Here is a 5,302-nt window from a genome sequence, read left to right on the forward strand (position 1 = left end):
GTGTGGGCGATCGCTTCCGTCCCCGCCGCAAACTTATCAAATTCAAACACGCCCATCGGCCCATTCCAAATCACACTCTTACAGTCAGCCAGCGCTTCTTGAAACACTTTGATCGAGTCAGGGCCGATATCCAAGCCCATCCAGCCGTCGGGAATGCTCTCAATGCTGGCGATTTGAGTGTTAGCATCCGCTGAGAAATTGTCTGCGAGAACCACATCCGTGGGCAACAGCAGCGCAACCCCTTTTTCTTTGGCTTTAGCTTCTAATGTTTTGGCGAGTTCCAATTTATCTTCTTCGACGAGCGACTTACCGACGCTCAGACCACGAGCTTTGTAGAAGGTAAAGATCATGCCGCCGCCAATTAGCAGTTTGTCAACCTTATCTAATAGCGTTTCGATTACGCCGATTTTGCTAGAGACTTTGGAGCCACCGACGATCGCCGCCAAAGGACGTTGAGGCTGCTCGATCGCGTTCTGCAAGTACTCCAATTCTTTCTCAACCAGCAGCCCAGCGACAGAAGGTTTGAGATACTTGGTAACGCCTTCGGTCGAAGCGTGGGCGCGGTGAGCCGTTCCAAAAGCGTCATTGACGTACAAGTCAGCCACAGCAGCCAGCTTTTGAGCAAACTCGGGATCGTTCTTTTCTTCTTCTTTGTAAAACCGAACGTTTTCGAGCAGCAGCACATCGCCCTCTTTTAGCTGAGAGACGGCGGCAGACACTTCATCTCCGATACAATCGTTGGTTTTGGCAACAGGCTGACCGAGCAATTCAGAGAGACGCTGAGATACAGGAGTCAGACGCAGCTTATCATCCACCCCTTTTGGTCGCCCAAAGTGACTGCAAAGGATGACTTTTGCCCCTTTGGATGTGAGATTTTGAATCGTCGGCAAAGCGGCCCGAATGCGGGTATCGTCCGTAATGTTGCCCTGATCGTCTACCGGAACGTTAAAATCTGCTCGCACCAATACACGTTTGCCTTGCAGATCAGAGGAGGATAAGTTGTTGACAGTCTTCTTGGGCACGGATGGGTCTCCTAAGTGAGTCTTTCTACCTATTCCTATTTTTCCATTAAATTGTCACGTCGATCGCAGATTTGAGCGATCGTGCGCTAACTTCAGAAAATAGAGAACGTTTTGTTCAATTGTCCGAATTTCGGAGACAACATTCATGTTTAAGACTGTTCTGTTTCCAGTGGATCAAAGCCGCGAATCTCGTCAAGCCGCTGAAACGGTTGCTGATCTGGTACAAACTCATCAAAGTCGGCTGGTGATTCTCTCTGTTGTTGAGCCTTCTGGCGAAACTCCTACGCCTGACACCATGACTTCTCCAGAAGCAGTGGCAGAACTCCTGCAAAATGCCAAAAATCTCTTTTCTCAGCAAGGCATCGAACCCGAAGTCCTAGAGCGAGAGGGAAAGCCCGCCTTCACGATCTGCGATGTTGCCGACGAAGTAGGAGCCGATTTAATTGTTATGGGCTGCCGAGGATTGGGATTGACGACCGAGGGAGCGATCGAGAGTGTTACCAATCGAGTGATCAGCTTATCGCCTTGTCCGGTGCTGGTTGTTCCGTAAGAGAGGGAGGAGGGAGGAGGGAGGAGGGAGGAGGGATGAAAGCGCTTAAGATGGAGGTTTGTGAGTAAACCGTACAGGTAGTCTAGTTCTGAAAGTCCTTGACAGGTGAGCTTGAATTTAGGTAGAGCCGACGAAATTCTGAACTTTGAACGAGAACTTTTGTCTGAAAGTCTCCAGAACTAGCGTAAAAGGCTGAACTTGAAACCTGGTTACCCTGACTCCCATTCATCCCTCATCCCTCATCCCTCCCATGTCCTCCCCTCCCATCCAGTGGTATCCCGGTCACATCGCCAAAGCAGAACGATCGCTGCTTGAGCAACTTAAGCGTGTCGATGTCGTTCTGGAAGTGCGCGATGCACGAATTCCGTTGGCGACGCACCACCCCCAGGTCAATCAGTGGATCGAGGGCAAAGGGCGCGTCTTGGTTCTCAATCGTGTCGATATGGTGTCTTCTGAAATGCGGCAGCGCTGGACAAAATGGTTTCGATCGCACGGCGACGAGCCTCACTTCACAGACGCGCAACATGGTAAAGGGATTGAGGCGATTTCTCAGGCAGTCCAGGAAGCGGGGGCACAGGTCAATCAGAGAAGGCGCGATCGCGGAATGCTGCCTCGTCCGATTCGAGCGGTTGTGATTGGCTTTCCCAATGTGGGCAAGTCGGCGCTGATCAACCGCTTACTCAAACGTAGAGTCGTCGAAAGTGCTCGCCGCGCAGGGATCACTCGCCAATTGCGCTGGGTGAGAATTTCAGATCAAATCGAATTGTTGGATGCGCCAGGAGTCCTACCCAACAAGCTCAACGACCAGGACGCAGCCCTAAAACTTGCAATTTGTGATGACATTGGTGAAGCAGCTTATGACAACCAGCGCGTGGCGGCTTCTCTAGTCGATCGCCTTCAGTCCCTCCAGCTTACTTCCTCGCTGCAAGCCCGATATGGATTAGCGCTGGACGATCTGACTGGTGAAAGCTACATCAAAACCTTTGCAGAACAAAAAATCCAGGGCAATCAAGAGCGGGCGGCTCGTCAAATTCTCAATGATTTTCGCAAGGGGGCATTGGGCGCGATCGCGTTAGAGTTGCCCCCCTCAGATACCCTCTAATCGTTACGCTTCTACTGAGTCGTCGAGCTTTCTCCAGGCAGAATACAAATCTTCTTCGATGCGATCGACGACTCCTTTTGCGTCAACAACCATCACTTTCAAGGTTGTCTGATACACATCGTTGAGCATTTGATGACCGTATCCGACGACTTTTCCAAAGCGTCCAGTTTTCCGATTCAAAGCAAAATCACCCACTGAAAACATTGCCCTGTTCCTATTTTTTCTAAAAGTTACTTAAGAACAGAATGCAAAACTCAACCGGGGATCACCTCCCTCTATCAGTAGATTCCTAAGCGCTGAATGTCGCAAATCAGATCAATGCGATCGTGCTTTCCCGGACGAACCAAAGATTTCAAGACGGGTTGAATTAAACTTCTCAAGAAATTTTGGAAGACGTAGGAACCTTTAGCGATGCGGTTCGTCCACTACCTCGAAGCCAAGCGAAATCTGATGAACCCTTTGTGTTTGCAGCGGACTTTTTGCGTGTTGCGATCGCCGTATATTAGCCGCAAATATTTCTAAATCGAAACGTGGTTTTTGTCTACATCAGCGAAAATCGTCAAGTAAGTTAAGAATTGCAACACATCGCTAAAGCGGTTGACCTGCATAAGCTTTTAGGTGACTCGGTATATAGCTTGATAGAGATAGCTTCATATAGCAATGCTCTTGCTTAACTAAATGCGTCTTGGGGTGTTTTCATGGCTCTGATTCGTGAGGTAGTGCAACAGGCACTCAATACTGGCTTGCTAACCATCGAAGCTGAAAATCAACTCCGCCAGCTTCTGATGACCAAGTACGATCGAGAAGATTTTCGAGCCTTCATGGTTTTACAAAACGCTGCGATGTCAGGCTGTGTGAAACAAGAATCTCGATCTTTGATCTCCTCTTCATAACGTCCAAAGTCCAGAGTCCCAAATGCAAGACGATCGAGAAGATTTCCAAGCCCTGATGGGTTTGCAAATCGCCACGATCCCTGCTGTGTGGAACAAAAGTTTGGCGATCGTGGTTTCTTGTTACGGTCAGCTTGATGGAGGGTTCACGTCGCTGTTCAGCCCTTCTGCCCAAAAATTTCCCACTTCTGAAGCACTTTCTAGACAAACCTTTCACTCTGAAGTCAGTCACTTGTGGGGTTTGAGGGCATTTCCAGATTTGCAACCCCTGATGGATCAATCAAAGTGCCAGTAGCAGCAAGATTCATCTAACTCACACCTTCTACGTCGTAGCGTCCAAAGTCTAACGTCCTAAAAGTCACCCACAAACAGACTTTTCCAAGGATTTTCCTCATTTTCAAGACTGTTGGTTAGAAAGCACACAAAAGCGCTCTATCTGTGGCAATCTGAAAGACAGAAAGACTACTGAGTCCGTCTTGTTGCTGTTGAGCTTATCCAGCGTATGCAAACTTTGCCTAGCCCTGTCACTTCTGTTGCTTCCCCACTGTCGATCGACACCACCATTCACCGTCGCAAAACTCGCCCTGTCCCCGTTGGCAGCATCACGATCGGCGGCAACAACCCCGTCGCAGTGCAGTCCATGATCAACGAAGACACCCTGGATATTGAAGGATCGGTTGCGGCGATTCGTCGGCTCCATGAGATCGGCTGTGAAATTGTTCGCGTGACCGTGCCCAGCATGGCCCACGCCAAAGCAATGGAGGAAATTCGAGACAAACTACACCAGACTTACCAACCCGTCCCGCTCGTCGCCGACGTACATCACAACGGACTGAAGATCGCCCTAGAAGTCGCAAACTATGTAGACAACGTGCGAATCAATCCAGGATTGTATGTCTTTGAAAAGCCCAAGAGCGATCGTACCGAGTACACCGATGCAGAATTTCAAGAAATTGGCGAAAAAATTCGGGAGACATTAGAACCGCTCGTCATTTCCCTTCGTGACCAAAACAAATCGATGCGGATTGGCGTTAACCACGGCTCCCTCGCAGAACGAATGCTCTTTACGTACGGCGACACCCCCCAGGGCATGGTCGAATCCGCTCTAGAGTTTATCCGTATTTGTGAATCCCTCAACTTCTACCATATCGAACTCTCGCTCAAAGCCTCCAAAGTGCCCGTCATGCTGGCCGCAAATCGCCTCATGGTGCGCCGCATGGACGAACTGGGAATGGACTATCCCCTCCATCTAGGCGTGACCGAAGCCGGAGACGGCGAATACGGACGCATCAAGTCTACCGCCGGGATTGGCACTCTACTTGCAGAAGGCATCGGCGACACCATTCGCGTTTCTCTCACAGAAGCGCCCGAAAAAGAGATCCCCGTCTGCTACGGCATTTTACAAGCCCTGGGACTCCGCAGAACGATGGTCGAGTATGTCGCCTGCCCTTCCTGCGGACGAACGTTGTTTAATCTCGAAGAAGTTTTGCACAAAGTGCGCGAAGCCACTCAGCATCTCACGGGGCTAAACATCGCGGTCATGGGCTGCATCGTCAACGGGCCAGGCGAGATGGCAGACGCGGACTATGGCTACGTCGGCAAACAGGCAGGCTTTATTTCTCTCTACCGAGGGCGAGAAGAGATTAAAAAAGTTCCTGAAAGTGAGGGCGTGACGGAGCTAATTAATCTAATCAAGTCCGACGAGAAGTGGATCGACCCCTAAAAGGTAGGCGGTGGG

The 5,302-nt window shown here is 50.1% G+C and carries 7 protein-coding genes; 5 read left to right on the forward strand and 2 right to left on the reverse strand.

What is annotated here, in order from left to right; translation table 11 throughout:
• The coding region (locus tag ACJ2PR_RS34860) for a phosphoglycerate kinase (RefSeq protein WP_446880484.1) at positions 1 to 1,022 on the reverse strand (1,022 nt) is incomplete at its 3' end.
• Between the two features lie 145 nt (positions 1,023 to 1,167).
• Between ACJ2PR_RS34860 and ACJ2PR_RS34865 the strand changes: the two genes are divergently transcribed.
• Both ACJ2PR_RS34865 and ylqF read left to right on the forward strand, forming a co-directional pair.
• On the forward strand, positions 1,168 to 1,572 hold the full coding sequence (locus ACJ2PR_RS34865; RefSeq protein WP_446868742.1) for a universal stress protein: 405 nt from the start codon (positions 1,168 to 1,170) through the stop codon (positions 1,570 to 1,572).
• 250 nt (positions 1,573 to 1,822) lie between these two features.
• Entirely contained in the window at positions 1,823 to 2,674 is an 852-nt protein-coding gene (gene ylqF, locus ACJ2PR_RS34870) for a ribosome biogenesis GTPase YlqF (protein WP_446880485.1), read from the forward strand.
• Positions 2,675 to 2,677: 3 nt separating this feature from the next.
• Here the strand turns inward: ylqF and ACJ2PR_RS34875 are convergent, their stop codons facing one another.
• The gene (locus tag ACJ2PR_RS34875) at positions 2,678 to 2,878 is read right to left on the reverse strand and encodes a hypothetical protein (RefSeq protein ID WP_446880486.1); all 201 of its coding nucleotides are present in this window, start codon (positions 2,876 to 2,878) and stop codon (positions 2,678 to 2,680) included.
• Between the two features lie 494 nt (positions 2,879 to 3,372).
• Between ACJ2PR_RS34875 and ACJ2PR_RS34880 the strand changes: the two genes are divergently transcribed.
• The 3 genes from ACJ2PR_RS34880 (at position 3,373) to ispG (ending at position 5,287) form a co-directional block, all read left to right on the forward strand.
• Positions 3,373 to 3,567 carry a hypothetical protein gene (locus ACJ2PR_RS34880; RefSeq protein ID WP_446860194.1) on the forward strand — a complete coding sequence of 65 codons (195 nt, stop codon included), beginning with the start codon at positions 3,373 to 3,375 and terminating at the stop codon, positions 3,565 to 3,567.
• A gap of 22 nt (positions 3,568 to 3,589) precedes the next feature.
• Positions 3,590 to 3,859 carry a hypothetical protein gene (locus tag ACJ2PR_RS34885; RefSeq protein WP_446880487.1) on the forward strand — a complete coding sequence of 90 codons (270 nt, stop codon included), beginning with the start codon at positions 3,590 to 3,592 and terminating at the stop codon, positions 3,857 to 3,859.
• Positions 3,860 to 4,066: 207 nt separating this feature from the next.
• Entirely contained in the window at positions 4,067 to 5,287 is a 1,221-nt protein-coding gene (ispG, locus tag ACJ2PR_RS34890; protein WP_446860196.1) for a (E)-4-hydroxy-3-methylbut-2-enyl-diphosphate synthase, read from the forward strand.
• Positions 5,288 to 5,302 lie beyond the last annotated feature (15 nt).

Source organism: Phormidesmis sp. 146-33, assembly GCF_052939515.1.